Source organism: Pleurocapsa sp. PCC 7319 (assembly GCF_000332195.1).
Taxonomy (GTDB): domain Bacteria; phylum Cyanobacteriota; class Cyanobacteriia; order Cyanobacteriales; family Xenococcaceae; genus Waterburya.
Genome location: NZ_KB235922.1, coordinates 4,114,254 through 4,140,530, shown reverse-complemented (window position 1 = coordinate 4,140,530; position 26,277 = coordinate 4,114,254). Strand labels below are relative to the sequence as shown.

The following is a 26,277-nucleotide window of genomic DNA, read 5'->3' as shown; positions in this document are numbered from 1 at the left end:
GAAATCAGCTATTTATCTTCATTAATCATCTCGAGGGCCATTCTTAAACTTAAAATCATACGATTAAGTGCTTTCGCTAACAATGCCAACTCATCTTTACTATCCTGTTGAAATTGCTGCTCTAGATTGCCTGTACTAATTTCAGTAGCTAATTTAGCTATATTTTTGATTGGTTTAAGAACTAATTGGTTTAAGAAAAGATTAGTTATCGCGATCGCGATTAGAAAAAAGAGAATAAAAATACCAATTACCGAAATTTTGATTTTCCTAGCCGCTGCATATACTTTTTCTGCGGGTACATAAATCATTTGTGAAGCAACAATTTCGTTTAATTGCCAGCCAAAACCATTTTCTGTACCATAGGTGTTAATTAGGTTTCTAGGGGCTCGGCTAGGCGTACTATGACACTCAAGACAACTAGCCTTGTTGATTGCTAGAGGTCTAGCAACATAATAAAAATTTTGATTTTCTTGAGAGCGAAATCCCGTTTTTTCGCTTAACTGTTTATTTTGTCGAAATTGTTGCGTAATCTGAGTTTCAAATGAGTCAGCTCGATCTCTAGGATTGGTTGGGTTTAAGGTTGCTTCTTTATACAAAAAATCTTGATACTTCGGCTGAGTTCTTAATTCTTCAAAAACCTCTCGAGCAGAATAGGCTGGAACAGTTTCAGGGATAAAGCTAGGCTGACTGGTTAGTTTAGCTTCTAATTCAGGCTTGACTTGAGTATCAGTGTAGTTGCGAACTGAATTCATCGTTTCAATAATTAGAAATGCTTTGTCCGCTACTTCTTGTTCAACTTTACGATTGAGAACTATAGATAAAAATAAACTACAAGTCCCAATTGTACAAATCAGGACAGTTGCTAAAATTAAATTTAGCTTAGTACTCAATCTAAAAGTTTTAAAAGCGAACATTATTATTGACCTATGGGATACTTCCTATACTCAATAGTTAAGCTACTTTAATATCAATAGCTTTTGGCTTTTGGCTTTCAGGTCGTAGCTTAAATTAACTGTTAGCAACAATAGTTGATGATTAACGGCGATTTTGTTAACCTCAATAGCGGAAAACTTCCGCTCAAAGTAGTTGTATAAAAAATATTTATTCTAATCCCACTGAAACCGTAGTTTAAGCGATTGCGCTCTGCATAGCCTTCGGTTCGTCATTAAATAGTTCAAGTAACCAAATTAATATATTCGCACTACCTGATTCCATTTTTCGCTATCTTTTTCAATGGAAGTATTGTTTCAGTTCATTATTTATTTTTAAATCTTAATTTATGGCTTTTGCGTCAACGGTGCGTGCGGTTGAAAAATCACCCTTAACCAGAGAATTACTGACTAAATTAGACGGTGGACAGCCTCTACTGCTAAATGGCATTCCTCGTTTACCCAAGGGAATTGTTAGTTCTAGTTTGGCTAAAGCCCAAAGTAATAACTTATTAATTGTCTGTCCCACGATTGAAGAAGCTGGACGTTGGGCAGCTCAATTAGAGGCGATGGACTGGCAAACTGTGAATTTTTATCCGACCTCCGAGGCAAGCCCTTATGATCCTTTTGACCCCGAATCTGAGACGACATGGGGTCAGATGCAAGTTCTTTCAGTGATCGGTGATCGGGGAAAAGAGGAAAGGGAAAAGGGAAAAGGTGAAAACAATCAACAATTCGCCATTGTCGCCACGGAAAGATCCTTGCAACCCCATTTACCACCACCAGAGGTATTTGCCTCCTATTGTTTGAATTTACAGCCAGGGATGGAATGGACCTCAAAAAAGTTAGATCAATCTTTGGCTAAATTGGGTTACGAACGAGTTTCCTTGGTTGAAACTGAAGGTCAATGGAGTAGACGGGGAGATATTGTCGATATATTCCCAGTCTCAGCTGAATTACCCGTGAGGCTCGAATGGTTTGGGGATGAGTTGGAACACATTAAAGAGTTTGATCCGGCGACACAACGCTCTTTAGATCAACTTGAGCAATTGCTATTAACCCCAACTTCTTTTAGTGTCATTATTGCTAACACAATTTTAGAAGCAGATAAAAATTTAGATGATTATTTAGCTGATACAGAATTAGAAGCTTTACTTGAAGGCAATCCCCCCGAAGGTATGAGGCGTTTTTTAGGTATTGCCTTTGACCAACCAGCTTCGATTCTAGATTATCTACCAGATAATACCCTAATTGCCATTGATGAATTAGAACAGTGTCAAGCACATAGCGATCGCTGGCTAGAATTGGCAGAATCTCAATGGCAGAGTTTAGCTTCTAGTCTCCCCAAAATTCACGCTGAATTTGCTACTTGTTTACTGAATACTGATGAATTTAACTGCATTTATTTATCGGAGATTGCGGAAGAAAAACCCCGTTTAAACATATCTAATCCTGAATCTTTATCGATACATAATTTACAAGCGCGCCCTATCCCGACTACACCCCATCAGTTTGCCAAGCTAGCTAGTATTTTGCGAGGCAAACGAGAAATATACAGTGGGATGACTTTAAAAAAATATCAAGCTTGGTTGATTTCGGCACAACCCAGTCGTTCTGTCGCTTTACTTCAAGAACATGATTGTCCGGTGCAGTTTATTCCTAATTCTCAAGATTTCCGGGCGATCGAGAAAGCCCAAATTCAAGATACGGCAGTAGCTTTAAAATATTCGGGTTTAGCTGAATTGGAAGGCTTTATCTTACCCACCTATCGCATTGTCGTTGTTACTGATAAGGAATTCTTTGGACAGCATACCTTAGCTACTGCTGGTTACATTCGCAAACGTCGTCGGGCTACTTCTAAAAAAGTCGATCTCAATAAATTACGTCCTGGTGATTATGTGGTGCATAAACATCACGGCTTGGGCAAATTTATGGAACTAGAAACTTTAGTCTATCGAGAATATTTAGTAGTTCAATACGCTGATGGTACGTTAAGAGTTCCGGCAGATTCTTTGGATATGCTGACACGGTTTCGGCAGACGGGTAAGCGTCCTCCAGAATTAAACAAAATGGCAACTCAGTCTTGGTCGAAAACCAAGACGAGAGTGAAAAAGAATATTAAAAAGTTGGCAGTCGATTTATTAAAACTCTATGCCAAACGCTCTAAATTAGAGGGTTATGCTTATCCGCCAGATAATCCTTGGCAACAGGAGCTTGAGGATTCTTTTCCCTATCAACCTACCCCCGATCAACTCAAAGCCACTCAAGATATCAAAATAGATTTAGAAAGCGATCGCCCGATGGATCGGCTTGTGTGTGGTGATGTAGGTTTTGGGAAAACGGAAGTGGCAATACGGGCAATTTTTAAAGTGATTACCAGTGCCAACAAACAAGTGGCGTTTCTTGCTCCGACCACTATTTTGACCCAGCAACACTATCACACTCTCAAAGAAAGATTTGCTCCTTATCCGATTAATGTTGGTTTATTAAATCGTTTTCGTACCCCCTCCGAGAAAAAAGAGATTCTGCAACGTCTCGCCACAGGAGAATTAGATGTCGTGGTTGGTACACAACAACTACTGGGTAAGGACGTTAAGTTCAAAGACTTAGGAATGTTAGTCGTAGATGAAGAACAAAGATTTGGGGTCAACCAAAAGGAAAAAATTAAAGCTTTTAAATCCCAGGTAGATGTATTAACTCTTTCTGCTACCCCCATCCCCCGTACCTTGTATATGTCTTTATCGGGAATTAGGGAAATGAGCTTAATTACTACTCCCCCACCATCCCGTCGCCCAATTAAAACTCATCTTTCTCCCTATAACCCTGAGGTGATCCGTAATGCGATTCGTAATGAGTTAGATAGGGGTGGACAAGTATTCTATGTTGTCCCTAGGGTAGAGGGGATTGAAGAGATTAGCGCGCAAATACGGGAAATGATTCCCAATATTAAAATTGCGATCGCTCATGGACAGATGCCAGAGGCGGAACTGGAATCGACTATGCTTACCTTTAGCAATGGTGAATCTGAATTATTGGTTTGCACTACGATCATCGAGTCGGGATTAGATATCCCTCGTGTCAACACGATTATCGTCGAAGATTCTCAACGATTTGGCTTATCCCAACTGTATCAACTACGAGGTAGAGTCGGGCGATCAGGAATTCAAGCCCACGCCTGGCTACTATACCCCAGTAAACAGACCTTATCCGATACAGCTCGTAAACGACTCCGCGCTTTGCAGGAATTTAGCCAATTAGGTTCAGGTTATCAACTGGCGACACGAGATATGGAGATTCGTGGAGTAGGCAGCCTTCTGGGGGCAGAACAGTCAGGACAAATGACACAAATTGGTTTCGATCTCTATATGGAGATGCTACAAGAGTCGATTCAGGAAATCCAAGGACAAGAAATCCCCAAAGTGGAGGATACTCAAGTGGATCTTAAACTCACCTCTTTTATTCCTGCCAGCTATATCTCCGATCCCGAACAAAAAATGGATGCCTACCGTGCCGTTGCTACCGCATCATCAAGCAAAGAATTAGTGCAAATTGCTGCGGAATGGGAAGATCGTTATGGTGCTATTCCTCCATCAACACAGCAACTGATACAGGTAATGGAATTAAAGCAAATCGCTAAAGCGATCGGCTTCTCCAGAATCAAACCTGAAGGCAAACAAAATATTGTTCTAGAAACTCCGATGGCAGAACCAGCTTGGAACCTATTAGCAGAAAATATTCCAAAACACTTGCGATCGCGTTTTGTCTATGCGCCAAAGAAGGTAATCGTTAGAGGTTTGGGTATTGTTAAGCCTCAGAAGCAGTTGGATAATCTAATTGACTGGTTGGGTAAAATTCACAAGGCATTGCCGGAGTTGGAGTTGGTGTAATCTCTTACAGAGACGCAAAAGATTGTATTGCCTTCATAGGAAAACTATATATTTATTGATGTTGTAGTTAATTAACATAAAGCGATCGCATTTATCTCAGACTCGTCTAACACGGGGAGATTTAAATGAAGTGTACGTCAAAGCGTACATTTAAATTGTAAGACAATATTAGAATTAATCTATGGGTTTGGATGTAGGCAATGAAAACACTCCATAAATGGTCGGTGAAAGATTACCATCAAATAATTGAATCTGGAGTCTTAGAAGGAAAATTCGTTGAACTACTAGAAGGTGAAATTGTAGTAATGAGTCCAGAAAAACCGATTCATAGTTCTCGGATTGATACCGTAGCTGATTATTTACGAGATATCTTACAAGGTAAAGCTAAAGTCAGAGAAGCGCACCCTATTACCCTTGATAATTCTGAGCCCGAACCAGATATTGCCATAGTTCAATTTGAAAAAGATAATTATGCAACTCGTCATCCTTATCCTCAAGATATTTATTGGCTAATTGAAGTATCAAATCAAACTTTAACCAAAGACCTAGAAGAAAAATCTGTTATTTATGCTCGCAACGGTATTCAAGAGTATTGGGTAATCGATCTGCCGCATAATAAGCTTTGGATCTTTACTCAACCTCAAGAAAAACGCTATGTAAATCGACAAGAAATTACTACAGATAATATTAATCCTCTAGCTTTCCCCAAAATCAATATCAAAGTCGAACAATTATTATTAAATAGATGAATAATCAATTGAAACAGCTATATTATCAGGATTTAAACCTTTGGAGACAAAAGATTATAACTGCCATTCAAAATAGGAAACTTGAAAATATGGATTGGGATAATCTGATTGAAGAAATTAACGATATGGGAGCGAGTGAAAAACGTGCCTTAAGAAGTTATACCAAAAGATTAATTGAACATATATTGAAACTTAAATATTGGAAAAGCGAACGAGAATATAATCAGCGAGGTTGGAAAAAGGAAGTAGTTAACTTTCGTGAGGAAATTAAAAGTATTCTTCAAGAGTCTCCAAGTTTAAATAGTTACTTGCAACAAAATTACCTTGATTGGCATCAAAAATCAGTAAAGGCAATGCATCAAGAATTTACTATTCCTGATGATAGTTTTGTTGATTTGGAAATAATAATGACAGATGATTACTTTGGAGAAATTTAAATTAAGGGAGATTGTAATCAAGGCGATCGCACATTTCTATTGTATTACCTGAGTTAAAGTTGTTTTAAAATCAAATACATAAATATATATTTGCCATTCCGTAGAAATATTCAAGAACTTCAATCATGAAACTATCAGAAATTGATGTCAATGAATTATCAAAAGAACAGATAACTAAAATATTGTTTGGTAACGAGCAAGATAATAATAAGCAAGGTGACTGTATTTTTGTCTATGGTGGTAAAGGAATAGAAAGAGTTCACAAGGCTGTTGATTTATACAATCAAGAACGTGCCAAATACATTTTATTTACTGGCGGGTTGGGATATGGAAAGTACACTTACCCACTATCGTTTAAAATGCGAGATAGTGCTTTAGAGCTAGGTGTACCAGAAGAAAATATTTTAGTTGAAGATCGCTCAAACCATGTTAAAGAAGGTGCGATTGGCGAAGCCTAGCCGAAGGCATCGCATCTCTGTTTACTTTAGAAAATGAATTTGGTATTCATACAATTAAACATCTTTTGGTTGTTAGTATTCCCTGGAACTATAGAAGGGGGGTACTTAGTTTAAAAACATATTATCCACAATGGATAAACTATAGTTGGTGTCCAGCAAACTATATAAAACATCAATCAACCAATTGGTGGCAGTATCCTGAATCTAATCGATACGTAATTAAGGAAATAACTAATATAGTCAAATTTGTCAAAGAAGGACAGTTGATGGATATAGAAATTGAGATTTAGAGCAAGGACAAAACCTCTAAAAATGACCTTGAAAAATGAAATTATCAGAAATTGATGCCAATGAATTATCCAGAGAACAGATAACTAAAATATTATTTGGTAACGAGCAAGATAATAACAAGCAAGGAGATTGCATTTTTGTCTACGGTGGTAGAGGTATAGAACGAGTTCACAAAGCTGTTGATTTATACAAACAACAGAGAGCAAACTATATCCTTTTTTCTGGTGGTCTTAAATATGGAAAGTACACATATCCAGAAGCTGCGACAATGAGAGACAAAGCCTTAGAAATGGGTATACCTATAAAAGCCATATTAACCGAGGAACTTTCCAACAATACCAAAGAAAATGCCATTTCATCTCTATTCACTTTAGAAAATAAATTTGGAATTCACACAATTAAACATCTTTTGGTTATTAGCGTTCCTTGGCACTATAGAAGAGGGATGCTTAGTCTAAAAACATACTATCCAAAATGGATCAACTATACTTGGTGTCCTGCAAGCTACATGAAATGTCAACCTGATAATTGGTGGCAGTATCCCGAATCCTATAGATATGTAATGAAAGAAATAGCTAATCTCGTTAAATTCGTCAGAGAAGGACAGTTAATGGATATAGAGCTTAGGATCTAGATGACAGTTTTTGAGCTTGTCTTCAATTTAAAAAAGCAATTTGTATCCGTGCAGCCCTAGAATAGCAAAATGCTACCGTTCAACAATATACATATTGTGAAACTACGAGGTGAAATCAGAACAGGAAAGAACGACTTTTCTTTTTGGATGAAAAAATTATCGTCTTTCTATACACAAAAGACAGGGATGAATTTCTTTCCAGGTACACTCAATGTTCATCTTCTAGATCATAAATATTACTTTCCCGAAGATTGTATTCGTTTAGAAAAAGAAGAATATGGCGGTATTGTGTCGGTTAGCATGATCGAGTGTCGCATTTTGGAGAAAGATGCTTATATTCTGCGTACGGATAGCGATACAGAAAAACATGGTCATTCTCCAGAACAAATTTTAGAAATAGCAACAGATACTAAATTAAGAGATGAGTTTAGCTTAAAAGACGGAGATATTGTTGAAGTGGAAGTAAATGCAGGAGCAATCACAAAAATATAGTTATGAAAACTCCTCACAATTGTTATTTGCTTGCAAAGCCAACAAATTTATTAATATTTCTGCTGTTGTTGTCCATTGTTGAAAAATCTTGGTATTGACTGTAACTCATTTCCAGTCAGAATAGCTATAGTTTGGTAATAATAGAAAAACCACATAACCGATAAATTGGGGATAGGTGTCATGGGCGAACTAAATGTAGCAGAAGTCTTAATTCAGTGTCTGGAAAATGAGGAAGTGGAATATGTCTTCGGTTTACCTGGAGAAGAAAATCTCCATATCCTAGAAGCTCTGAGGGACTCACCGATTCAGTTTATTACTACCCGTCACGAGCAAGGAGCTGCGTTTATGGCGGATGTGTATGGTCGCTTAACAGGAAAAGCAGGAGTGTGTTTATCGACTTTGGGACCTGGAGCAACTAACCTAATGACAGGTGTAGCTGATGCTAATCTTGATGGCGCGCCTCTGGTAGCAATTACAGGACAGGTAGGGACAGATCGGATGCACATTGAATCCCACCAATATCTTGATTTAGTAGCTATGTTTGCCCCCGTTACTAAATGGAATGCCCAAATTGTCCGCCCTGACACCACCACCGAAATTATTCGCAAAGCCTTCAAAGTCGCCCAATCCGAAAAACCTGGCGCAGTTCATATTGATTTACCGGAAAATATTGCTGCAATGTCTTTGGATGCCAAGCCTTTGCACCGAGATAGTCGTGAAAAAACTTACGCCTCAACTCGAAGTCTTAATGCTGCTGCTGCTGCCATCTCTAAAGCGAAAAACCCCCTAATTTTGGCAGGTAACGGTGTAATTCGCGGTCGTGCTAGTGAAGCCCTAACAGAATTTGCTACTCAACTCAATATTCCCGTTGCCAATACTTTTATGGGGAAAGGAGCAATTCCCTATACCCATCCCCTATCTTTATGGACACTTGGACTACAACAGCGAGATCTGATTAGCTGTGCTTTTGATGAAGCAGATTTAGTAATTGCTATCGGTTATGACTTAATTGAGTATTCTCCCAAAAAATGGAATCCGGAAGGCAACAAGCAAATTATTCACATCGATGAAAGTAGATCTGAAATCGATAGTAGCTATATTCCTTTAGTAGAAGTATTTGGGGATATTTCTGACTCTCTCAACGATATTGTCAAACGTTGCGATCGCCAAGGTAAGGCAACCCCTTCGGCAGTTAGTCTAAGAAGTCAAATTAAAGAGGATTATGAACAGTATGCTAACGATGATGGTTTCCCTATTAAGCCACAAAAAATTATCTACGATTTACGTCAAGTAATGGCACCAGAAGATATTGTAATTTCTGATGTCGGAGCGCACAAAATGTGGATGGCACGCCACTATCACTCTGATTGTCCTAACACCTGCATTATCTCTAATGGCTTTGCTGCGATGGGTATTGCCATACCTGGGGCAATGGCAGCCAAATTAGTGTATCCCGAGCGGAAAATTGTCGCAGTGACGGGAGATGGTGGGTTTATGATGAATTGTCAGGAATTGGAAACCGCTTTACGGGTTAATACTCCCTTTGTTACCTTGATTTTTAATGACAATGGCTATGGCTTAATTGAATGGAAGCAAATTAATCAGTTTGGTCACTCTACTTCGATTGATTTTGGTAATCCCGATTTTGTCAAATTTGCCGAAAGTATGGGGTTAAAAGGCTATCGAGTAGAATCGGCAGCAGACTTGATTCCAACCTTGCAAAAAGCATTGGCAGATGATGTTCCAGCAGTGATTGATTGCCCCGTAGACTATAAAGAAAATCTCCGTTTTTCTCAGAAAGCAGGGGATCTTAGTTGTGAAATTAATATTTAGTTCTAGTAGATGCAGCATAACTTATAGTTTTTGCTTGACGATTGGGGTTAATATCTAATTAACTATGATTAATTGATCTTGAAAATCCGCTATGCCACGTACCCAGAGAAACGATAACTTCGTAGATAAAACTTTTACTGTCATGGCAGACATCATCTTAAAAGCCCTGCCTACCAACAAAAAAGCGAAAGAAGCTTTTGCCTATTACCGTGACGGAATGTCCGCTCAAGGAGATGGAGAATATGCAGAAGCACTAGAAAACTATGAAGAGGCATTGACTCTGGAAGAGGACCCTAACGATCGCAGTTATATTCTCTATAATATGGGCTTGATCTATGCCAGTAACGGAGATATTGAGAAAGCGATCGAGCTTTATACTGAGGCGATTTTTCTCAACCCTAGAATGCCTCAGGCATTAAACAATATCGCTGTTATCTATCACTATGAAGGTGAAAAAGCCAAAGAGGCAGGTAATGTAGAAAAGGCAGAATCATACTACGATAAAGCTGCTGAATATTGGAAGCAAGCTATTCGGATCGCTCCAAATAACTATATGGAAGCTCAGAACTGGCTCAAAGTTACAGGACGTTCCGAAATGGATGTCTTTTTCTAGAACTAATTCAGTAATTAGTAATCAGTAATCAGTAATCAAAAAACATGATTGATCGTGAAGAAGTTAGAAAAGTTGCTAACCTAGCTAGACTAAATATTACCGAAGAGGAAGAAGTGGCATTTACTATTCAGCTCAACAGTATCTTGGAATATTTCGAGCAGTTGAGTGAATTAGATACTAGTGATGTTCCGCCAACGACAAGAGCGATTGAAACTAGTAATATTACCCGTGCTGATAAGTTATCTCCTTTTCCCGCTAAAGAAGAGTTATTAAAAGCTGCTCCAGAACAACAAGGAGAGTTTTTCCGTGTACCCAAAATTATTAGTACCGACGAAGGATAATTACAAAGTAGTACAACGTGAGCTCGATGAACCTAAAATATAGCAGGAGGCAGAGCAGGTAAGCTTTTGTCCACCAAATCAAGAGAAGGTTTGATTGGATGATAGGTATAGACAATTAATCCATCAAAAGGAATAAGCTCTAGAAAACGGTTGTAGCTGGCTAATTTGGGGAAATCTTTTTGCCAATGTTGGAGAACTTCATTCAGATAAAATTCTTTGAATATTTAGTCAATAGCGATCGCCGACAGGGTTTCACCCGAAAAGTATAAAATAATGTTCTTAATACATCAGTTGAAACGTCTGATGTCAATTAGACAGGTATTTGTGTTGCTCCCCTAATTGATTCCTAAGGAAATTCGTAGAAGGTACAATCAGTTATTGCTAGAGTATAAACTGTTCAGTATCCATTGATAAAAGTGAATTCTTCTATTGCCGATTTAAGACAAAACTATACTCTAGGGGGATTAGCGAAAGCTGATGTTGATGCTAATCCGATTAAGCAATTTCAAATTTGGTTTCAACAAGCTTTAGATGCCGAGTTACTTGAACCGAATGCTATGACTCTAGCTACTGCTACAGCTGATGGTAAGCCTACGGCAAGGATTGTATTGCTTAAGGGAGTCAGTGATAATGGTTTTGTTTTTTATACTAATTATCAGAGTCAGAAAGGTAAACAATTAATTGCTAACCCCTATGGTGCCTTGGTTTTTCTCTGGAAAGAATTAGAAAGACAAGTTCGCATAGAAGGAAAAGTTGAGCAATTGAGTATTCAAGAATCAGATACATATTTTTATAGTCGCCCAAGAGCTTCTCAGTTGGGGGCATTGGCATCGGCGCAGAGTCAAGTAATAGCTAGCCGAGAATTGTTGGATCAGAAATTAGTAGACCTGCAAACTCAGTATCAAAATGATGATACCATTCCTCGTCCTGAATATTGGGGTGGGTTTAGAGTAATACCTAACCGGATCGAGTTTTGGCAAGGTCGACCCAGTCGTCTTCACGATCGCTTAGTATATAATTTGCAAGATGATAGCAGTTGGGAGATTACCAGACTTGCACCCTAAGAAATTAGCAACAAACAAGGATTAATAATCAAGCGTGAATAACCTTATCGCCTTGGATACAACGGATCTAGTATTGTGTTTGGGTATCATTGGCATTGCGATCGCTTTGTCTCTCTGGCAAAAGCTGGGATTAGCTACGAAGTTGGCTTACGGTGCAGTACGCTCTCTGATGCAGTTAATAGCGGTTGGTTATATCTTAGATTTGGTCTTTGCTCTCGACAATTGGCTGGCAGTGTTAGGAATTTTAGGCGTAATGATCACTATCGCTTCGATTGTTACTCGTAATCGTATCGATCAAAAACTTGAAGGACTTTTCCCAACCGTAATTTTATCACTGTTAGCCAGTAGTGCTTTTTCTCTTGGTTATGTCATTTTGTTGATTGTACAACCCGATCAATGGTATGAGCCACAGTATTTAATCCCTCTGGCAGGAATGTTATTTGGCAATGCGATGAATGGAGCAACGTTAGCAGGCGATCGCTTGCTCAATGCCATCAATCAAAACCGTCTGGAAATTGAAACCCACTTATGTCTGGGTGCAACTCCCAAACAAGCTATTTCAGGCTATCAAAAAGAAGCGATCCGCACAGGCTTGATTCCTACCCTTAACAACATGATGGTAGTAGGTTTAGTAAGCTTACCAGGAATGTTTACTGGGCAAGTCTTGGGTGGTAGTAATCCTCGTGATGCAGCATCCTATCAGATTTTAATTTTATTTGCGATCGTTCTTACAAACTTAATGGCTGCTTTACTGGTCACTGAAGGTATTTATAAGGTTTTTTTTAATCAAGATGATCAGTTAATTAATTAGATGAAATTAATTCTGTAAAGTAAGAATTGGTATGATCTATATGAATGAAGTTCGATATTCGCTACAGTTAATACTTGCTCAGAAGTTGGTTGATCTATGCCCATTCTCCTTAATCATCAATATGCGATCGCTCTCCATACCAGTACACCAAAATTAGGCATAGCTATTAGTAATTATGGAAGAGATAGTAGAAGCCAAACATGGGACTTAGGGCGGGATTTAGCATCTCATTTGCATCAACATCTGCAAGAAATGATCTTGCCTCAAACCTGGCAGGATATCCAATTCATTGCTGTTGCTAAAGGTCCTGGGGGTTTTACTGGGACTCGCGTGGGGGTTGTGACTGCCCGCACCATCGCTCAACAACTGAATATACCTTTATTCGGTATTTCCAACTTAGCTGCAATTGCCGCTTCCAGTCATCCTCAGGAGGGACAACTGTTAGCAGTTCAGATGGATGCTAGACGCGAACAGTTATTTGTTGCTATTTATCATCTAGACCAGCAGGGAAATATTCAAACTTATCTGGCAGATACTCTGATGACCTTACCTGCCTGGCAGCAAACATTAGCAAATCTTGAATTGTCTTATCAATTAATCAAGGCCGACGAGCATATTGCTGCAACAGTAACTAGTGTCTTGGACCTAGCCTACTTAGATTGGCAACAAAATAAATTTACTCAATGGTCAGAAACTTTACCTTTTTACGGTCAACATCCAGTTAATGCAGGTAATTAATGACTAGAATAATCATAAGTTTCTATTTACTTTCTATAGCTGAAAATATTATTTAATGACTTCAACTCTGATTAGCCAACCAAAACTTAACGCCCCAACGATTCGCCAACTAGATAATGGTCTAACGATTATTGCCGAACAAATGCCTGTCGAAGCAGTAAATCTTAATGTTTGGATTAATGTTGGTTCAGCAAAGGAACAAAATGAGATCAATGGGATGGCACATTTTTTAGAACATATGGTGTTTAAAGGTACGCCTAACCTAGATATTGGTGAATTTGAACAGTTAATCGAAGAACGAGGGGCGGTAACTAATGCCGCTACAAGCCAAGACTATACGCACTACTATATAACCACTGCTCCCAAGGATTTCGAGCAACTTGCTCCTTTGCAATTAGATGTTGTCTTAAATCCTAGTCTAGAAAACGAGGCTTTTGAACGGGAAAAATTAGTTGTTTTAGAGGAAATTCGTCGTTCCGAAGACAACCCCCGTCGTCGTACTTTCTATCGTTCCATGGAAGCCTGTTTTGAAACCTTGCCCTATCGTCGTCCAGTACTCGGCCCAGCTGAGGTGATCGAGAATTTGCGATCGCAACAAATGCGTGATTTTCATAGTGCTTGGTATCAACCCCGATCAATGACTGCCGCAGTGGTTGGTAATTTACCTGTAGAAGAGTTGATTGATATTGTTACTGTAGGGTTTGAGCAACACCATAATTCTCGTAATGAGCATAATAGACCTAACAGTCCATCAGTAATTCCTGAACTGCCATTTACAGAAATTGTCCGTCACGAATATACTGACGATACTTTACAACAGTCGCGTTTAGTCATGCTCTGGCGTGTCCCAGGTATGGAAGATCTACAGGAAACTTACGCCCTTGATATTTTGGCAACAATTTTAGGGCAAGGTAAAGTATCTCGTTTATTTCGAGAATTGCGGGAAGAAAAGGGTCTGGTTAATCAGATTGGAGTCAGCAATATGACCCAAACTCATCAGGGAGTTTTTTATATTTCTGCCAGTTTACCCAGCGAGAATATTCCCGAAGTAGAACAAGAGATCGCACAACAGATTGCTGGTTTACAAGCTGAACCAATTGCAGCCAGAGACATTGAGCGTATTCGTACCCAAGTAGCTAATCGATTTATCTTTGCCAATGAACGTCCTAGCGATCGCGCTAATCTTTATGGTTACTACTATTCCCAATTACAAGATTTAGCTCCTGCCCTCAATTATCCTCAGCATATCCAGGCTATAACGGTAGAAGACTTGCAAGCTGCCGCCCGAAAATATCTCAATCCAGAGGCCTATGGTGTGGTGATCATGAGACCCTCAGAGTCATGATTTTCCCTGAGTTAAAGGGAACAGGGAATAGGGAATAGGGAATAGGGACAAGAATGGTGCGAGGATTTAAACCTCTCCCAAACTCCTTCCGTCTTGAAAGACGACAAAGGCGACGGTTCGCCGCATGTGTTCAGACCAAGGGAACAGCGCGTGGGCTACGCTGCGTGCGACGCAGCTAGTAGAACCACGTAAGACGGGAACAGAAAAGCACTGTTGCCCGTTGCCTATTCCCTATTTCCTCCAAGGCAACAGCCTTGGTGAATTAGCTAAAGGTTCATTTACAAAAGCGAATCCATCAGGTTCATAATATTAATGCTATCTTGAGATATTTTTTGCCCCTTGGTTTGTAGCTCAGTTTCTAATAAACCTTTGAGGGCAATCAACTTCATGCTATTTTCTGCTAGAGTTTCGGCGATCGCATTTCCCGCTTTGACATAGCCTACTGCGCCAAGATCCATCAAAGCTGAGCGACGTAATTGTAAATCATCTCCTTCTAAGGCTCTAACTAATAAATCGCCGTATTTATCGGAACTAGTTAATTGATACATGGCTCTAGCAGCAGCATATTTTACTTTTTCCGTAGGATGCTCGGTAAATGGTTCTATGATGGTAATTGCTTCAGTAGCATCTAATGTTCCTAAAGCTTCGATAACTGCCTCATAGGGCTGCACTAAGTGAGGTTTTCCTGGCACTCTAGTAGCTGCAGCTACTCCCCCGTCTAATAGTTTCATCAGTGCCGCAATACATCGTTGATCGCCCAACATTTCTAAAGCTTGTGCCGCAGCTTCTCTAACGTAAAAATCAGGAAACTCTAGACAGCGTATTAATGGTTCTACTGCACTTTTATCCCCTAGTTTACCTAAAGCTCTGGCAGCATTACGACGTAAGGGATAACCTCCATCAGGAGCGCGGTCTTGTTCATCTTCTAGAGCCATCAATAAAGTGGAGATCGCTTCTGGCTCTTTTACTCTAAATTTCCCTAACCACCAAGCAGCATAATATCTTGCTCCTAAATCTTCTTTTTGTCTTAAGTTGATGATTGCTTGTTCTACCGTTAACTGTTCAGCTTCATTTCTTTCCTCATCCTTCATTCCTCATCCCTCATCCTTTCAAAAACGACAATACTCAGAAAAGTAAACAAATACTAGCTTGAATGCTGGCATCCGCATACTCTTCTGAGTAGTGCTTTATTAATCAATAATCTTGATTTCTATAAAATGTCTAACGTTAATGAGATAGACAAACAATTGAGAACTTGAATTAGTCAATAACTATCTTAGCTAAGTGCATTGATTGCATAGTCTAAGTAGCTATTAGCTTCAGTGGCAGGGTCTCCACTTAGGCCATGGTTGCTCTTAATGTATTTTAGAGCTTCAATATACCAGCTAGGAGATAGTTCGTAAGCACGATTGATTTCATCTAACCCAGCTACAAGGTATTCATCCATGGGACCAGTACCACCAGAAACTAAGCAGTAAGTTACCATTCTGAGATAGTAACCAATGTCACGAGAACATTTTGATTTTCCAGCAGGAGAAGAAGCATACTGAGGTCCAGGAGTACTTGTAGTGTAGGGGAATTTAGAATACACTGCATTAGCTGCACCGTCAATCAAGCTTTGAGACTTGGAAGTTAAAGCTTTTGCTGCTTCTAAAGAAGCACTAGCTTGTCTAAAACGACCAAAAGCAGTCTGAATTTCAGTGCTGCTCAAGAAACGACCCTGGGAATCAGCAGAAGATACCGCTTCGGTTAGAGGAGTTTTCATGATTGTGATGTTTCTGTTGTTTTACTAATATTTTCTTAACAACCAACAATGGTTGACTTGATTTAAAGAGCATTTGCTCAACTTTAATTAACCTACTGCAGAAGCAGCACGGTCGAAATAGCCAGCAATTTCAGAAGCAATTGCGCTACAGTCACCAGGAGTGATGCCGTTAGTATCATTAACAATCGCTAAAGCAGCGTCTTTCATTTTTTGAACGCCAACAGCTACGGAAGAACCAGGAGTACCAAGAGCTAGATAAGTTTCACGAAGTCCATTAAGACAACGATCTTCTAAAACACTTGCGTCACCAGTGAAGACAGCGTAAGTGATGTAGCGTAAAATAATTTCCATATCGCGCAAGCAAGCTGCATTACGACGACTAGTGTAAGCGTTACCACCAGGCGCAATTAACTGGGGTTGCTCGGCAAACAAGGCGCGAGCTGCATTAGTAACAATAGCGGAAGCGTTACTAGTAATACGGTTTACAGAGTCCATACGTTTGTTGCTAGCAGCAACCATTGCACTAAGAGCGTCTAGTTGGCTAGTGGATAAGAATTCACCACGAGCATCAGCTTGAGACACAACTCTAGTAAATGCGTCGAACATTATAAATAATCTCCTACTCGATTTAAATTTGGTTTAGTTGAACTTCAAAAAGGAATCTTAACTTAAAACTACTTTCAGTAACTAGCTGAAGCCAGTTTGACGAAAGTTGTTAATCGCCGAAGGTGCTAAGTTACTATTCTCTGGGTACTCAGTCAAAGTTTCTTAAGTCACCCAATAAAACTTTACACTCTTAATAAAAAACCTCAGAGAGATGTCTTTTTAGCGATCACCTTTCATACCACGCAGAGCGCGATTGGACTACGCCCAGTTTACGCGATTTCTGTTTGGCTTCGCCTACAAGCATTTACCCCTCAGGTAACTTTTATACAACGGCATCGAACCTTTATTTGTTACATCTTGTTAATTTTTCTTGGTTCTGGCGGCTTGACTTAACAAAAATTTATATTTGTTAGGTTTGGTCTAGCCCATTTGCTCATACCATATTTAGTAGTCTACAAATAGCTGATTCGGGATTATTTCGGGCTTTCTCTCTTGAAGGAGAATGCCTGCCCTGTAACCAATTCAGCATACTTGACTTCTGTGATATATGGACGATTAAAAACAAGTTTTTTCATAACCTATTATCTTATCTGTCTGTAACCAAAAGCAATTCACTGTTACTTTTGTCAACAATTAATTGGTTATTTGCTGATGTTTCGACATTAAGAGTTGCAACTATTTTTTAACCAGCCCCTTTAAAAGATAAGCAAAGCTTATAAAAAAGTACGCTTGGTTAATTATTATATATTAGTAATCTTTGTCTGTACCTTGAGCGACAGCTGAATGGCTTACAAAGTAAATGTAAAAAAATGATAGCCTCCAAGGCAGCAACAATTTAGCCCGCTAAAGCAAGCTTTCTGTCCAGATCAAATAGAAAGCCATGAATGTATTCTTCAGTCCATTCTGAGCCATACAAGCGAGTTAACATACCTCTAGCAGGATCTTTTTCTGCCCGATAGTCGGCATAACTTTTTTGAGCTTGCTGTATGGCAGATAGTTGTTGTGGATCGTGGATTTCTACTGCTTGTTCCACAAAATTGATATAAGCATGAAGATAGTCGCGAAAAGCGGCGAAAACCTTAGTTTTTACTACTTCCGTTTCTGAGGGACGAGTCCACAAAAACGCTGGTGAAAAATACTGTTGTGCTTCTTCAGGAAAATCTCCACCCCAAGGTAAATCTTGTTGGTAAGCATGAAACATGGGCATAATTGGCTCACTGTATTTAGCTTGATATGATTCATTCTGACTAAACAGAGGTTGCATATCGATCGCAATTAGATGTCCGCCAGGTAAGGTGACTAAATCGGCACCAAAAAAGGGTAAATCATAATTAAGCTGGGGAAAGATGACAAAGTTAAGAACTTGAAGTGAATTACCTCCCTGAACATGAGCAGCTCTGATCTGTCTTAATTTTGAAGACTTATAACCATGACTAGTAGTTAATACTGGTTCCTGTCTTTTTCCTTTCCCCATAACCCCTTCTTTTCGCTCAAAGCCATCAGGAATGGGATAGGGTTCTAGATCTAGTTTTGATTGCAGAGTAGCGATCGCATAATCTAAAAAAGGTTGATATAAAGTCATACTATTGGCTATTAGCTAAATGATTAACTATGTTAGGTGTTGTAATCTCTAAATAGCTATTTTCTACCAGAAGATATTGCCAAGGGCGAAGCATCTTCAAATAAAAATTCATACAAGAATTTCTCGGACCACTCTGCACCAAAATAACTACTAAATAAGCCATGGGCAGGATCTCTTTCTGCACTATACTGGTCGTACTCTTTTTGAGCTTCTACAATGCGCTGAATATCCTTTGCTTCGGTTAATGGCTCGGCATTTTCTAACATTTGCCAGTATAGTTCAATATACTCTTGGTAAGCTGGAAACAGACGATTGACTACGGTTTCCGAATCAGTTTTAGCAAACAGAAGATATTTAGAAAAATATTGGTTAGCATCATAGAATTTCATTTCCAGATTCTGCGCTAACTCGTTGTACTTATCACGAATCTCGCGCATCGGCTCAATGTATTTATCTAAGTAAGCGCGATCGCGAAATAATGGCTGAAAATCCATCACTACTAGTATTTTTTTCTTACCAAAGGAGAGAAAATCAACCCCCAATAAGGGGATGTCGTAATGATGGGCAGGATAAATAACACTATTAAATACTTGAGCTGTTTCTCCTGCATCTATGTATGAGTAACGCACCTTTCTAAGTTGAGAACATTGATAACACCAACTTTGAATTGTGGCAGGGTTTTTGCCCCTTTCGCTGACATTAGATTCTAATCCTGGTGGGATAGATCGACTACGTAAATCGAAGCGTTTGAAAAGCTCTTCTTCTAAATATTCTTTAAAGGGCGCGAACATATAATTATTGCTATATACAGTATGCCTTGTAGCAAGAATAAAAAAGAACTCAAACTCTAGTCTCATTTTTTAAATACAATGCAACAAACTGTAATAAAGGCTAGAGACAGAATTGAATTTGGATATTAGATTTTTCTTTTCTTCGGCGTGGAGACCCTCACTTTTAGTGATGGGAGGAAACGCCGCCTTCAATTATGTTTGTGTAGTTAAGGCGTGGTATGATACTTTTGGTCGTCGACCCACCCGCGACGTAGACGGAACAGAAAGCCTAAACGTGACGAAATCTGGTACAGCCAATGGCGCAGAAAGCTCGGTAGACCGGGAAAAGCTGACAGGGCAATGGGACTAATACACCCCTGAAAGACGCAAATTAAATAAGACGAGCGACCCTGGCGAATCGCATTCGCCCAAGGAACGCGCGAGTAAAATTTTGTTCAGATACCTATCCGTACCGCAGGGCTTGCGGAATCGGACTGCATCTAGTGCAGTAAAGGTCTGTGGACGTACCTCTGTCGGGGTCAGTGACTGTGGGAGAAATAGCATTTCGTTTGTACCAAAAGTGGGCTAGATATGTGCGGATGAATCAGAAAAGCCTAATCGTGAGGTTAGGAATCCCTCGCTAAAAACCGATGGGAGGATGTCAAGGTGTATAAACTACATCTACATCACCGCGATCCTTTTGATCGTATTTTACTGGCAACTGCGATCGCCGAAAATATCTATCTTATGATTGCGGATCAACAACTTCGCCGATATGAGGCAGACATAATTTGGGGTTTTGATTGAGCATTAAGCAACTTGGTTATCGAAAATAGTTTTTAGCTCGTGCAGGGATTAGTTGTTAACATAAACAGTTGAGTAAAACTAACTACTTCATGCTTCTTTTCTCCTTGCACCATGACTGATTTTTTAAGCCAGCTTAATTCTTCGCAACGTCTCGCAGTAGAGCATTTCTGTGGTCCTATGCTAGTGGTTGCAGGGGCAGGATCTGGTAAAACTAGGGCATTGACTTACCGTATTGCTAATTTAATTCGTAATCGTGGCGTCGATCCAGAACATATTTTGGCAGTTACCTTTACGAACAAAGCCGCACGGGAGATGCGCGAGAGGATTGAGTATATTTTTGCTCAGGAACTAGCTTTAGAACAGCATGGACAAAGGTTAGAGTTTCTGACGGAATATGAGCAAAAGGCGTTAAAGTCCAGAGTCTATAAGAGAACAACCAAAAAACTATGGATCGGCACTTTTCATAGTTTGTTTGCTAGGTTGTTGCGCTTTGATATTAATAAGTATCAGGATGAACGAGGACGCACTTGGAAGCGTAATTTTTCGATTTTTGATGAATCGGATGTTCAGAGTTTATTCAAAAATATTGTTACCAAAGAATTAAATTTAGACAACAAGAAGTTTGACCCTCGCAAAATTCGCTACACCGTTAGTAATGCTAAAAACCAGGGGTTAACTCCTGATGACTTTGCTAAACAGGAACCTGGTTATCGTGGTCGAGTCATCTCAGAAATTTATCAGGAATATCAATCTAGGTTGGCTGCAAATAATGCCTTAGATTTTGACGATTTAATTTGGATTCCTGTCAAGTTATTTAAGCAAAATGAATCTATCCTGGGATATTGGCACACTCAGTTTCAGCATATTTTAGTTGATGAATATCAAGATACTAACCGTATTCAGTATGACTTGATCCGATTATTGGCAACTAATGGCGAACCCCATAAAAGTGATTGGAATTGGCGTGGGCGATCGCTTTTTGTGGTGGGAGATGCGGATCAATCGATTTATTCTTTTCGCTTAGCTGACTTTACCATTTTGCTCGACTTTCAAAAAGATTTTGGTGATGGTTTACCCGACGAAGATACCCGCACCATGATCAAGCTGGAAGAAAATTATCGTTCCCGCGAAAATATCCTGCAAGCAGCGAATCATTTAATTGCTCATAATAGTCAACGAATTGATAAGGTTCTGAAACCAACTAGGGGAGTCGGCGAACAAATTTATCTTTATAAAGCTGACGAAGAGCAGCAAGAAGCTCGGTTTGTGGTTCAGCAAATACAGCAAATCAAAAAAAATAATCCCGAAGTCGGCTGGAAAGATTTTTCTATTTTATATCGGACTAACGCTCAGTCTCGACCTTTTGAGGATCTACTGCTACACAACAATATTCCCTATAATATTGTTGGCGGTTTAAAGTTCTATGATCGCAAGGAAATCAAAGATGCGATCGCCTATTTACGGATTATAGTTAACCCAGAAGACACGGTTAGTTTGCTGCGAATAATTAATACTCCTCGTCGGGGTATCGGCAAGACAACCATGAATAGACTGATGGATGCTGCTCAGCAAATGGGAATACCTTTGTGGGAAATTGTTAACGACGAAACCTCTGTTAATACGATGGGAGGGCGAGCGGCAAAGTCTTTAAACCAATTTGCTCGTATGATTCAGTCAACCAAGGAGCAATTAGATAATCTAACGGCGGGAGAAGTTTTAAACCATATTATTGAACAGTCTGGTTATGTCAAAGAATTGCAACTACAGGGGACGGACGAAGCCGATAACCGCATTGCTAATATCTATGAGCTATATAATGCAGTACAACAGTTTCAGGAAGATAACGAAGAAACTAGCCTAGAGGCTTTTCTGGCCAGTGCATCCTTGGCATCAGATTTAGATGGTCTGGATGAAGAGCAACAAAAAGTCTCCTTAATGACTCTCCATTCCGCCAAAGGCTTAGAATTTCCCGTAATTTTTCTGGTAGGCATGGAACAAGGACTCCTACCCCATAATCGAACTCTCAACGATCCTTTGGAGATAGAAGAAGAACGTCGTTTATGTTATGTAGGAGTCACCCGCGCTCAAGAACAATTGTTCCTTACCTATACTAGAGAACGTCGTTTATGGGGAACAAGGGAACCAGCAGTCTCTTCACAGTTTTTGTTGGAACTACCGGGAGAATTAATTAATAGTAATATCGATATGGCTAGCACCTATCGTCGCCGTAATCGTAAAGTTCAAAACTCTTCTACAAATGATATCAATTGGTGTGTTGGCGATCGCGTTGTACATCATGAGTTTGGAGCAGGGGAAGTAACCCATATTTTAGGTAGCGGAAAAAAAGCGACTTTGGCTGTTAAATTTCTCAGTATGGGCGTAACCAAGATTATTCCCAAAATTGCTCCTATGGAAAAGGTGGAGTAGAACTTCAGTCTGGATGCTCATGAGATCAGAGAGATGAAGGATGAAAATATTTTCTTTGTGTCTAATTCATGTTGAATGATGTAACATTTGATAATCAAAAAAATTGATTCAACATGAAAAAAAATTCACTTTTAGAGCAAATAAGCAGAATTTATTCTCTTATTCTTATAATTTATCTGCCTACAGTATTAGTTTTGTTAACCGTGGGATTTATTTCTTGGCGGACAAATATTCCAATTATGGACTTTACTCGCGATCCGTTAACTATTCTAGATGCTCCATTCTATATTGGTATTCTCTCTAATATTGGGATTTTATTTTGGGCGGCTGGAGCGACAATTTGTTTTTTTTCATCTGTTATTATTCACAAAATTAATCATGAGAGCCAAACTTTTTATTTTTGGTTTTGGGGCGGTTTTATAACTACAGTTTTACTAGTTGATGACTTTTTTCTACTACATGAAAAGATTTTCCCAGAATATCTCAATATTTCAGAGAGCCAAGCTTTTTTACTATATCTTTTAATGCTTTTAGCTTATCTGGTTATCTTTAGAAAAAAAATCATGACAACAGATTTTATACCTGACTTTTCACGGCATCTTTTGAAGGGTATATAAGTTGTGTAACAATATTCGCTAACAATTTTATCCATTTCGAGAAATCTGCCCTCTCGATAGAGCAAAATAATTGAGCAGATTTTGAGTGGTGAATGAATCAGACCAAAAATTTAATAACCGAAAAATGTGACTTTGGAGATCAGCGTTTAACCAAAAGGGCTATGTTCATCGAATCGAGATTATCGTTAAAATATGGCAAACCACTCTCCGCGATTTTTGAGAGAGCAAGTGACCTGAAAAGAGCTTATGAATTCTTTGCCAATCCGAAAACTAGCCTAAACAGTGTGTGCCAACCCTATCATCTTCAAACAGCAGAGCAGATTAAAGAACTCTCAATCGTATTAGCAGTAGGAGATACAACCTATCTCGATTACAAGAAAATCCGCGAAAAAAGAGCCGAATATGGACCCATTGGCAATGGTGGGAATGGACTAATTTTACATAGCACCTTAGCTGTAAATGGGGAGAATGGACAACCCATAGGATTATTAACAGAAAAACTGTGGCATCGAAATCATGAAGAAAGTAAGAGTTTAACTCAGAAACAGAAGCAGAAAAAGCAAGCGGAAGCAAGAAGACGTCCGATTGAACAAAAAGAATCTTATAAATGGATAGAAGCTCTCCAATCCGTCCAGAAACTCTTAGAAAAATCCGAACCAGAGAGTATTAGCACCAAAGTAATTCATGTATTTGACCGAGAAGGAGATATCGCGGAAGTCTTTGAACAAGTCAGTCAAACCGCAAATACAGGGTTAGTGGTAAGAGCAGCACATAATAGGGCATTATCAGAGTCAAACAGTTATTTATGGTCATGGCTCCCATCTCAATCTATCAAGATGGAAGTAGCAGTAGAATTAGCCAAAACCCCAAATCGAAAAGAGCGAACCGCTACTCTGGCAATTAGATATGCACCCATCAAACTTCGCAGTCCTGCCAGAATGAAAGAACCAGAATATTTTGAAGTTTATGGGGTTTATGCCGTAGAAATTGACCCCCCAGAAGGCTGTGAACCCGTAGAATGGATGATCTTGACCTCCGAACCCGTTACCAATGGGGAACAAGCACAAACCATTTTACGATGGTATACTTACCGTTGGCGAATTGAAGAATATCATAAAATTCTCAAGTCAGGGTGTAAAGCGGAAAGCTATCGTCTATCTGGAGATAGTATGCAAGTTTTACTGGGATTTTTAACGAATATCGCTGCACAATTGTTAAAAATGACCTATGTTCATCGAACCAAACCAGATGCACCTGCATCTTCAATTTTAAATCAGGTACAAATTGAGGTTTTAGCTGCCAAATTTGGAAAATCAGTCACCGCAGTAGATTTAACGGTAGCTTGGGCGATACAAGCTGTAGCTCGTTTGGGCGGTTACTTGAGTCATCGCCGAAAGAGTAATATTGGCATCACGGTGTTATGGCGTGGCTTTTTAGAGCTGCAATCTTTATGTGAAGGATGGCAATTACGCTCCCCTGGTTGAAGTTTAGAAGCGAGTTGATTGTAACTTTGGAGAGGACTAGAATGAGAATATAGTTGGCGAACTTTGTTACACAACTATATCCGATTATTTCTGAGCTGAACTATGGCTAATGCCCGTCAACAGAAGGATCTAGCCACTCGTCTAGATGAACTTAAACATCTTATTAAACAACTCCAACAAGATATTCAAGACATAAGGGACGAAGGTGAAATTGCTCCGTCTGGTTGTTGGATTGTGCGCTACCAAGCTAAAGGAAAAAAGGGTGGTCGTTATTGGTATTACAAATGGATGTCCCATGAGCCGATTTTTGTCACCAAAAATGGCAATCCTTCTCGTCATCAATATTTAGGTATAGTCATTCTAAATAATTTCCGTATGATTTAACGATGTCATCCAAGGAAGTACCAGGAGCGGAATAAATACGTCTTTTTTTGAGGATGCCCTAAAGGATTAGCTTCGCGTCGCAAAGTCTTGTTCGATACGATTAAAATCAGGTGAATAGGGTGGTAAAAACAAAACTTTGTGACCCGCTTGTTCGGCAATGCGAAACACATCATCCTTGCGATGAAATGCCGCATTATCAAGAATTAGAGTGGAGTTTGGTTTCAATTCGGGAATTAGATGCTCTTCGAGCCATTGATTAAACCATAAAGCACCATTTACTTCCTTTAAAAAGAACTGGTGCTAACAACTCTTTGCCTCTTTTGCCAGCTATCAGACTTGTTCTTGTTCCTCTTTTACCATTGCGATTGGCGAAGCCACTGCCCTTCGGGCAATCGCCGTAAGTTTTTTGTCCTCGTTTTGACCAGCCATAAGGACGATAGACATATTCTTCAAAGCCTGATTCATCCAAGTAAACTAAATTGCTTGATCCGTCAAGAATGACAATTTTACGTAAATTTCTCAGAAAGCTGATTCGCTCACTATGCTTACGTTCAGTGTATTTCAGCGTTTTTTTTACGAGTTAACTTCATTTGCTTCTGGGCATACCCAATAGCACTCGTATGCACTCCAAAATATTGCGCCCTTTCTCTTAACAAAGCATCTGGATTTTCTTGAATATGTTGGGCAATTGCTAGAGAGTCTAGTTTTCGCTTTCTTCCAAGTTGTGGTGCTGGAGTCAAATTCTTTCTTCGACACCAATCATTCACACACCATAGACTTACCTCATATCTTCTTGATGCTTCGGCTTTGGAGCCTCCAGCCGCTACAAAGTCCACTACCCGCTTTCGCAAATCTACACTATAAGTCATCTAACCTGATTGATTTCTCATCTAGCTTATATTATTTCATATGTTTCCTATTTAGAATGACTATAAAGCTGGAAGTCAAGCTTATTTGAAAGCGGTTGAAGCTCTATCACGTCGTGGTCGAATTGAAGCTTTGGAGCGAGGGATGAGTACACTTTCAATGGGTTTGTCAGATTTGGTTGAGGAAACCTCAAGATTGAACAAAAGTTAGCGAACATTATTACCTAGTTTTTTTTCGACCCAAGATACCGTGAAAAGTCAGATTTTATACTCTTGGGACTGTCATTGCTAGGGTTTGCTATTTCTGTAGTAATTGATGAAGTTTTTGCGAATCATTTTCGGGGTAA

At 39.3% G+C, this 26,277-nt stretch carries 25 protein-coding genes and 1 pseudogene; 19 read left to right on the top strand and 7 right to left on the bottom strand.

What is annotated here, in order from left to right:
• Positions 1 to 8: 8 nt before the first annotated feature.
• Positions 9 to 914 carry a DUF3365 domain-containing protein gene (locus tag PLEUR7319_RS0122875; protein ID WP_019507565.1) on the bottom strand — a complete coding sequence of 302 codons (906 nt, stop codon included), beginning with the start codon at positions 912 to 914 and terminating at the stop codon, positions 9 to 11.
• A gap of 365 nt (positions 915 to 1,279) precedes the next feature.
• Here PLEUR7319_RS0122875 and mfd point away from each other — a divergent pair, with 365 nt between their 5' ends.
• The 14 genes from mfd to PLEUR7319_RS0122810 all read left to right on the top strand — a co-directional run bounded on the left by mfd (position 1,280) and on the right by PLEUR7319_RS0122810 (position 14,622).
• Complete coding sequence (mfd, locus tag PLEUR7319_RS0122870; protein WP_019507564.1) at positions 1,280 to 4,816, top strand: transcription-repair coupling factor; 3,537 nt, start codon at positions 1,280 to 1,282, stop codon at positions 4,814 to 4,816.
• A 200-nt stretch (positions 4,817 to 5,016) separates the two neighbouring features.
• Positions 5,017 to 5,565, top strand: coding sequence for a Uma2 family endonuclease (locus PLEUR7319_RS0122865; protein ID WP_026102718.1), 549 nt, complete (start codon positions 5,017 to 5,019; stop codon positions 5,563 to 5,565).
• Positions 5,562 to 6,002 carry a DUF29 domain-containing protein gene (locus PLEUR7319_RS0122860; RefSeq protein WP_019507562.1) on the top strand — a complete coding sequence of 147 codons (441 nt, stop codon included), beginning with the start codon at positions 5,562 to 5,564 and terminating at the stop codon, positions 6,000 to 6,002. The genes PLEUR7319_RS0122865 and PLEUR7319_RS0122860 overlap by 4 nt, the downstream gene beginning before the upstream one ends.
• A 125-nt stretch (positions 6,003 to 6,127) precedes the next feature.
• The gene (locus tag PLEUR7319_RS0122855) at positions 6,128 to 6,460 is read left to right on the top strand and encodes a YdcF family protein (RefSeq protein WP_019507561.1); all 333 of its coding nucleotides are present in this window, start codon (positions 6,128 to 6,130) and stop codon (positions 6,458 to 6,460) included.
• A gap of 65 nt (positions 6,461 to 6,525) precedes the next feature.
• A complete protein-coding gene (locus tag PLEUR7319_RS42835; protein ID WP_144054362.1) occupies positions 6,526 to 6,750 on the top strand; it encodes a hypothetical protein in 225 nt (74 codons plus the stop codon).
• 35 nt (positions 6,751 to 6,785) lie between these two features.
• Entirely contained in the window at positions 6,786 to 7,385 is a 600-nt protein-coding gene (locus tag PLEUR7319_RS0122850) for a YdcF family protein (RefSeq protein ID WP_019507560.1), read from the top strand.
• 96 nt (positions 7,386 to 7,481) lie between these two features.
• Positions 7,482 to 7,877: a CTP-dependent riboflavin kinase gene (locus PLEUR7319_RS0122845; RefSeq protein ID WP_237743604.1), complete on the top strand. Its 396-nt coding sequence runs from the start codon at positions 7,482 to 7,484 to the stop codon at positions 7,875 to 7,877.
• A gap of 180 nt (positions 7,878 to 8,057) precedes the next feature.
• Entirely contained in the window at positions 8,058 to 9,710 is a 1,653-nt protein-coding gene (locus PLEUR7319_RS0122840) for an acetolactate synthase large subunit (RefSeq protein WP_019507558.1), read from the top strand.
• Positions 9,711 to 9,801: 91 nt separating this feature from the next.
• Entirely contained in the window at positions 9,802 to 10,323 is a 522-nt protein-coding gene (locus PLEUR7319_RS0122835; protein WP_019507557.1) for a photosystem I assembly protein Ycf3, read from the top strand.
• Between the two features lie 44 nt (positions 10,324 to 10,367).
• On the top strand, positions 10,368 to 10,664 hold the full coding sequence (gatC, locus tag PLEUR7319_RS0122830) for an Asp-tRNA(Asn)/Glu-tRNA(Gln) amidotransferase subunit GatC (protein WP_019507556.1): 297 nt from the start codon (positions 10,368 to 10,370) through the stop codon (positions 10,662 to 10,664).
• 416 nt (positions 10,665 to 11,080) lie between these two features.
• On the top strand, positions 11,081 to 11,728 hold the full coding sequence (gene pdxH, locus PLEUR7319_RS0122825) for a pyridoxamine 5'-phosphate oxidase (protein ID WP_026102717.1): 648 nt from the start codon (positions 11,081 to 11,083) through the stop codon (positions 11,726 to 11,728).
• Between the two features lie 34 nt (positions 11,729 to 11,762).
• Positions 11,763 to 12,539 carry an iron export ABC transporter permease subunit FetB gene (gene fetB, locus PLEUR7319_RS0122820; protein ID WP_019507554.1) on the top strand — a complete coding sequence of 259 codons (777 nt, stop codon included), beginning with the start codon at positions 11,763 to 11,765 and terminating at the stop codon, positions 12,537 to 12,539.
• 96 nt (positions 12,540 to 12,635) lie between these two features.
• Positions 12,636 to 13,277, top strand: a complete 642-nt coding sequence (gene tsaB / locus PLEUR7319_RS0122815; RefSeq protein ID WP_019507553.1) for a tRNA (adenosine(37)-N6)-threonylcarbamoyltransferase complex dimerization subunit type 1 TsaB — start codon at positions 12,636 to 12,638, stop codon at positions 13,275 to 13,277.
• Between the two features lie 55 nt (positions 13,278 to 13,332).
• Entirely contained in the window at positions 13,333 to 14,622 is a 1,290-nt protein-coding gene (locus PLEUR7319_RS0122810) for a pitrilysin family protein (RefSeq protein ID WP_019507552.1), read from the top strand.
• 278 nt (positions 14,623 to 14,900) lie between these two features.
• Here PLEUR7319_RS0122810 and PLEUR7319_RS0122805 read toward each other — a convergent pair whose 3' ends face one another.
• From PLEUR7319_RS0122805 to PLEUR7319_RS0122785, 5 genes are all read right to left on the bottom strand, one after another.
• Positions 14,901 to 15,713, bottom strand: a complete 813-nt coding sequence (locus PLEUR7319_RS0122805; RefSeq protein ID WP_019507551.1) for a HEAT repeat domain-containing protein — start codon at positions 15,711 to 15,713, stop codon at positions 14,901 to 14,903.
• 185 nt (positions 15,714 to 15,898) lie between these two features.
• Positions 15,899 to 16,387: a phycocyanin subunit alpha gene (cpcA, locus tag PLEUR7319_RS0122800; protein WP_019507550.1), complete on the bottom strand. Its 489-nt coding sequence runs from the start codon at positions 16,385 to 16,387 to the stop codon at positions 15,899 to 15,901.
• Positions 16,388 to 16,474: 87 nt separating this feature from the next.
• Complete coding sequence (locus PLEUR7319_RS0122795) at positions 16,475 to 16,993, bottom strand: phycocyanin subunit beta (protein ID WP_019507549.1); 519 nt, start codon at positions 16,991 to 16,993, stop codon at positions 16,475 to 16,477.
• An 835-nt stretch (positions 16,994 to 17,828) separates the two neighbouring features.
• Positions 17,829 to 18,575, bottom strand: a complete 747-nt coding sequence (locus tag PLEUR7319_RS0122790) for a phycoerythrobilin:ferredoxin oxidoreductase (RefSeq protein WP_019507548.1) — start codon at positions 18,573 to 18,575, stop codon at positions 17,829 to 17,831.
• 56 nt (positions 18,576 to 18,631) lie between these two features.
• Complete coding sequence (locus PLEUR7319_RS0122785) at positions 18,632 to 19,366, bottom strand: 15,16-dihydrobiliverdin:ferredoxin oxidoreductase (protein WP_019507547.1); 735 nt, start codon at positions 19,364 to 19,366, stop codon at positions 18,632 to 18,634.
• 645 nt (positions 19,367 to 20,011) lie between these two features.
• Between PLEUR7319_RS0122785 and PLEUR7319_RS40865 the strand changes: the two genes are divergently transcribed.
• The 5 genes from PLEUR7319_RS40865 (at position 20,012) to PLEUR7319_RS36440 (ending at position 25,064) form a co-directional block, all read left to right on the top strand.
• Positions 20,012 to 20,152 (top strand): hypothetical protein, encoded by a 141-nt coding sequence (locus PLEUR7319_RS40865; RefSeq protein WP_019507546.1) that lies wholly within the window; start codon positions 20,012 to 20,014, stop codon positions 20,150 to 20,152.
• Positions 20,153 to 20,263: 111 nt separating this feature from the next.
• Positions 20,264 to 22,579 carry a DNA helicase PcrA gene (gene pcrA / locus PLEUR7319_RS0122770; RefSeq protein WP_019507545.1) on the top strand — a complete coding sequence of 772 codons (2,316 nt, stop codon included), beginning with the start codon at positions 20,264 to 20,266 and terminating at the stop codon, positions 22,577 to 22,579.
• A gap of 113 nt (positions 22,580 to 22,692) precedes the next feature.
• On the top strand, positions 22,693 to 23,196 hold the full coding sequence (locus PLEUR7319_RS36445) for a hypothetical protein (RefSeq protein ID WP_019507544.1): 504 nt from the start codon (positions 22,693 to 22,695) through the stop codon (positions 23,194 to 23,196).
• Positions 23,197 to 23,288: 92 nt separating this feature from the next.
• Entirely contained in the window at positions 23,289 to 24,680 is a 1,392-nt protein-coding gene (locus tag PLEUR7319_RS0122760) for an IS4 family transposase (RefSeq protein WP_019503390.1), read from the top strand.
• A gap of 102 nt (positions 24,681 to 24,782) precedes the next feature.
• Positions 24,783 to 25,064, top strand: a complete 282-nt coding sequence (locus PLEUR7319_RS36440) for a hypothetical protein (protein WP_019503389.1) — start codon at positions 24,783 to 24,785, stop codon at positions 25,062 to 25,064.
• Here PLEUR7319_RS36440 and PLEUR7319_RS43630 read toward each other — a convergent pair.
• Positions 25,036 to 25,933: pseudogene (locus PLEUR7319_RS43630) on the bottom strand (IS630 family transposase). The gene PLEUR7319_RS36440 and the pseudogene PLEUR7319_RS43630 sit on opposite strands and share 29 nt — an antisense overlap.
• Positions 25,934 to 26,277: the final 344 nt, after the last annotated feature.

Coding starts and splice junctions, on each gene's coding strand:
- PLEUR7319_RS0122875 (WP_019507565.1), bottom strand. CDS start 914: ATGTTCGCTTTTAAAACTTTTAGATTGAGTACTAAGCTAAATTTAATT.
- mfd (WP_019507564.1), top strand. CDS start 1,280: ATGGCTTTTGCGTCAACGGTGCGTGCGGTTGAAAAATCACCCTTAACC.
- PLEUR7319_RS0122865 (WP_026102718.1), top strand. CDS start 5,017: ATGAAAACACTCCATAAATGGTCGGTGAAAGATTACCATCAAATAATT.
- PLEUR7319_RS0122860 (WP_019507562.1), top strand. CDS start 5,562: ATGAATAATCAATTGAAACAGCTATATTATCAGGATTTAAACCTTTGG.
- PLEUR7319_RS0122855 (WP_019507561.1), top strand. CDS start 6,128: ATGAAACTATCAGAAATTGATGTCAATGAATTATCAAAAGAACAGATA.
- PLEUR7319_RS0122850 (WP_019507560.1), top strand. CDS start 6,786: ATGAAATTATCAGAAATTGATGCCAATGAATTATCCAGAGAACAGATA.
- PLEUR7319_RS0122840 (WP_019507558.1), top strand. CDS start 8,058: ATGGGCGAACTAAATGTAGCAGAAGTCTTAATTCAGTGTCTGGAAAAT.
- PLEUR7319_RS0122835 (WP_019507557.1), top strand. CDS start 9,802: ATGCCACGTACCCAGAGAAACGATAACTTCGTAGATAAAACTTTTACT.
- gatC (WP_019507556.1), top strand. CDS start 10,368: ATGATTGATCGTGAAGAAGTTAGAAAAGTTGCTAACCTAGCTAGACTA.
- tsaB (WP_019507553.1), top strand. CDS start 12,636: ATGCCCATTCTCCTTAATCATCAATATGCGATCGCTCTCCATACCAGT.
- PLEUR7319_RS0122810 (WP_019507552.1), top strand. CDS start 13,333: ATGACTTCAACTCTGATTAGCCAACCAAAACTTAACGCCCCAACGATT.
- PLEUR7319_RS0122805 (WP_019507551.1), bottom strand. CDS start 15,713: ATGAAGGATGAGGAAAGAAATGAAGCTGAACAGTTAACGGTAGAACAA.
- cpcA (WP_019507550.1), bottom strand. CDS start 16,387: ATGAAAACTCCTCTAACCGAAGCGGTATCTTCTGCTGATTCCCAGGGT.
- PLEUR7319_RS0122795 (WP_019507549.1), bottom strand. CDS start 16,993: ATGTTCGACGCATTTACTAGAGTTGTGTCTCAAGCTGATGCTCGTGGT.
- PLEUR7319_RS0122790 (WP_019507548.1), bottom strand. CDS start 18,575: ATGACTTTATATCAACCTTTTTTAGATTATGCGATCGCTACTCTGCAA.
- PLEUR7319_RS0122785 (WP_019507547.1), bottom strand. CDS start 19,366: ATGTTCGCGCCCTTTAAAGAATATTTAGAAGAAGAGCTTTTCAAACGC.
- pcrA (WP_019507545.1), top strand. CDS start 20,264: ATGACTGATTTTTTAAGCCAGCTTAATTCTTCGCAACGTCTCGCAGTA.
- PLEUR7319_RS36445 (WP_019507544.1), top strand. CDS start 22,693: ATGAAAAAAAATTCACTTTTAGAGCAAATAAGCAGAATTTATTCTCTT.
- PLEUR7319_RS0122760 (WP_019503390.1), top strand. CDS start 23,289: ATGAATCAGACCAAAAATTTAATAACCGAAAAATGTGACTTTGGAGAT.
- PLEUR7319_RS36440 (WP_019503389.1), top strand. CDS start 24,783: ATGGCTAATGCCCGTCAACAGAAGGATCTAGCCACTCGTCTAGATGAA.